The sequence below is a fragment of the Mesorhizobium sp. M7A.F.Ca.CA.003.01.2.1 genome, from assembly GCF_003998945.1.
In the GTDB taxonomy this organism is placed as follows: Bacteria; Pseudomonadota; Alphaproteobacteria; order Rhizobiales; family Rhizobiaceae; genus Mesorhizobium; species Mesorhizobium ciceri.
On the sequence record NZ_RZRA01000720.1, the window covers coordinates 1 to 3,014 of the forward strand.

The window sequence follows — 3,014 nt, forward strand, 5'->3', positions numbered from 1 at the left end:
ATGCAGGTCCTCGCCATTGGCGCTCAGCCGCAATGTCGAGCCGCGCTTGACCTCGACATTGCCGGGCAGCTTGGTCACCAGCGGCAGATCGGCGCGGCCGATGTCGACATAGACAAGCTGCACCTCGCCGAGTTGCTCGACATAGTCGACCGTCCCCTCGAACAGATAGTCCGCGCCGCTGGCGATGATCAGGTCCTCCGGCCGCACGCCAAAGCTCACCGCAGCGCCCTTTGCCGAAGCCGGCGTCGCAATCGGCACGGTCGCCTTGCGTCCGCCGACATGGCTGACGACGGTCGGGTTTCCGGTCTTTTCGATGGTCGCCGGCAGGATGTTCATGGCCGGCGAGCCGATGAACTGGGCAACGAACAGATTGCCGGGCTTCTTGTAGAGGTCCATCGGCGTGCCGACCTGCTCGATATGGCCGTCCTTGAGCACCACGATGCGGTCGGCCAGCGTCATCGCCTCGACCTGGTCGTGGGTAACGTAGATCATGGTCGTGTTGGGCATCGATTCCTTGAGCTTGGCGATCTCGATGCGGGTGGCGACGCGCAGCGCGGCGTCGAGGTTCGAAAGCGGCTCGTCGAACAGGAACACCTTCGGATTGCGCACGATGGCGCGGCCGATGGCGACGCGCTGGCGCTGGCCACCCGACATCGCCTTGGGCAGGCGGTCGAGATATTTGGTCAGCTGCAGGATCTCGGCGGCCTGGCGCACGCGGCGGTCGATCTCGGCCTTGTTCTCTTTGCCGATCTTCATCGAGAACGCCATGTTGTCGTAGACGGTCATGTGCGGGTACAGCGCGTAGGACTGGAACACCATGGCGATGCCCCGCTTCGACGGCGGCACGTCGTTCACCACTTCGCCGGCTATTCTGAGTTCGCCGGAGGTGATTTCCTCGAGCCCGGCGATCGACCTCAGCAATGTCGACTTGCCGCAGCCCGACGGGCCGACGAAGACGATGAACTCGCCCGACCTAATATCGAGGTCGATGCCGTGGAGAATGTTCAGATTGCCGTAGGACTTCTTCACTTGTCTTAGCGTGACATCGGCCATTGGTTTCCTCCAGTGATTGGAAATTCAGTCGAGACGCCCGAACCAGGCGCCGTAGCCGCCAAGCTCGATGGAACCGCTGTTCGCCTGCCCCGAAAATCCGTGCCCGGGCAGAGGTTGCAGCGATCGGCCGCCAAGGTCAACCTTGGCCCGCCCGGCTCCCAGATTGAAGACGCAGACGATCTGCTCGTTGCCTGCGCGGCGCGTGAAGGCCACGGTATCTCCCTCACTTTCGATGAAGGTGATGTCGCCCTTGGCCAGCGCCGGATGGGCACGCCGGAAGCTGAGAAAGCGCCGGTAGTGCTCGAGCAGCGAAGCCTCGTCGCCCTGCTGGACATTGACCGCTTGCGCCAAATGCTTGGCCGGCACCGGCAGCCAGGGTTTTGCCTGGGAGAAGCCGCCATTCTTGGCGCCGCCGTCCCACACCATCGGTGTGCGGCAGCCGTCGCGGCCCTTGAATTCAGGCCAGAAGCGGATGCCGTAGGGATCCTGCAAATCCTCGAACCGAAGGTCGGCCTCGCCGAGCCCAAGTTCCTCACCCTGATAGATGCAGACCGAACCGCGCAAGGACATCAGCAGCGCCGAGATGACCTTGAGGTAGGCGGTCGGGTCGGGCTCATTGGCGGCCCAGCGCGAGGCCGGGCGCATTACATCGTGGTTGGAGAAGGCCCAGCACGACCAGCCATCGCTGGCGACCTTGCCGAAGGATTCCAGCACCGAGCGGACCTTGCCCGCGCTGATCTTTTCCGGCGCCAGGAAATCGAAGGAGTAGCACATGTGCACGCGCTTGCCGCCGGCGGTGTAGGCGGCCACCACTTCAAGCCCACGCTGCGAATCGCCGACCTCGCCGACCGCTGCGGTTGCCGGATATTCATCGAGCAGGGCACGGAACCGTTCGAGGAAGCCGAGATTCTCGGGCCGGCTCTTGTCGTAGAGATGGTCCTGGTAGTTGTAGGGGTTGACCGCCGGCGCGGTCTGGTCGTTGCGCTCTTCCGGCGGCAGCGGCGGGTTGTTTTCCAAGCCCTGGCTGTGGAAGTAGAAATTGATGGTGTCGAGCCGGAAACCATCGACGCCGCGCTCCAGCCAGAAGCGGGTGACGTCGAGCAACGCGTCCTGAACCTCGTGGTTGTGGAAGTTGAGGTCGGGCTGCTCGGCCAGAAAATTGTGCATGTAATATTGCTGGCGGCTGGTGTCCCATTGCCAGGCCGAGCCGCCGAAGATCGACAGCCAGTTGTTGGGCGGCGTGCCGTCCGGCCTGGCGTCTGCCCAGACGTACCAGTCGGCTTTCGGGTTGCTGCGGCTCGACCGGCTTTCCTTGAACCACGGGTGGTTGTCGGCGGTGTGCGACAGCACCTCGTCGATCATCACCTTCAAGCCCAACCTGTGTGCCTCGGCGGTCAGCGCGTCGAAGTCGGCCAACGTGCCGAACATCGGATCGACGTCGCAGTAATCCGACACGTCATAGCCGAAATCCTTCATCGGCGACTTGAAGAATGGCGAAATCCAGATGGCGTCCGCACCGAGTGCCGCGATGTAGGGTAGCCGCCCGATGATGCCCTTAAGGTCACCGATGCCGTCGCCGTTCGAGTCCTGGTAGCTGCGCGGATAAATCTGGTAGATCACCGCGCCCCGCCACCAGTCGCGATCGATGGCGAGGTCAGGCTTCGAGCTGGCCTTCAAAGCGGATTGCATCGTCTCAGCCTCCTTTCACCGAGCCGGCAAGCAGCCCGCGGACAAAATAGCGCTGCAGCGAGAAGAACACGATCAGCGGCACGATGATGGTCACGAAAGCCGATGTCGTCAGAATCTCCCAGTCGCCGCCGCGTGAGCCCAACAGCGCGTTGAGCTTGGCGGTCAGCACGATCTGGTCTGCCTCTGTGCCGAGGAAAACCATCGCCACCAGCAGATCGTTCCATACCCACAGGAACTGGAAGATGGCAAACGAAGCCAGCACCGGAAACGAC

Annotated in this window: 2 protein-coding genes and 1 pseudogene; all 3 read right to left on the reverse strand. The window is 62.9% G+C overall.

Annotated elements, in window-relative coordinates; translation table 11 throughout:
• Positions 1-1,053: sn-glycerol-3-phosphate ABC transporter ATP-binding protein UgpC (gene ugpC / locus EN969_RS24315; protein WP_127419458.1), on the reverse strand; the 1,053-nt coding region annotated here is incomplete at its 3' end.
• A 24-nt stretch (positions 1,054-1,077) separates the two neighbouring features.
• Positions 1,078-2,742: an alpha-glucosidase gene (locus EN969_RS24320; RefSeq protein WP_127419459.1), complete on the reverse strand. Its 1,665-nt coding sequence runs from the start codon at positions 2,740-2,742 to the stop codon at positions 1,078-1,080.
• 4 nt (positions 2,743-2,746) lie between these two features.
• A pseudogene (locus tag EN969_RS24325) lies at positions 2,747-3,014 on the reverse strand (carbohydrate ABC transporter permease); the annotation flags it as partial.

Excerpts from the sequence above, each read along its gene's own strand:
- EN969_RS24320 (WP_127419459.1), bottom strand. The coding sequence starts at position 2,742 with ATGCAATCCGCTTTGAAGGCCAGCTCGAAGCCTGACCTCGCCATCGAT.